General features: G+C 61.9%; 1 protein-coding gene. It reads right to left on the reverse strand.

Going from position 1 to position 299, the window contains the following annotated elements; translation table 11 throughout:
• Positions 1-299, reverse strand: a 299-nt coding sequence (locus EN851_RS35465) for a flagellar hook-basal body complex protein (protein WP_135931122.1), incomplete at both ends; no start/stop codon positions are given.

The following is a 299-nucleotide window of genomic DNA, read 5'->3' on the forward strand; positions in this document are numbered from 1 at the left end:
CCAGAGACGACCGCGCCAAGCTTGCCTTCATTGGCAAAGCCGATGCGGACGGCGCCGGAGTCGGCGCTTTGCACATAGACGTTGCCCGGCATCGCGGTGAGGTTGTCGGGGCTCTGAACGTCGGCCAGCGGAATCTTGTAGAGCGGCTTGGTGGAGCCGTCCTGGAACTGCGCGTAGATGACGCCGTCCTGGCTGATCTGGATCTTTTCGAGCGTGCTCGGGGCATTGCCGTTGACCTTGGCATCGGAGACCGTGAAGCCCGTGCCGAGCTGCGTCAGCTTTGAAAGATCGAGATTGAG

The organism is Mesorhizobium sp. M8A.F.Ca.ET.208.01.1.1, assembly GCF_004791315.1.
Taxonomy (GTDB): Bacteria; Pseudomonadota; Alphaproteobacteria; order Rhizobiales; family Rhizobiaceae; genus Mesorhizobium.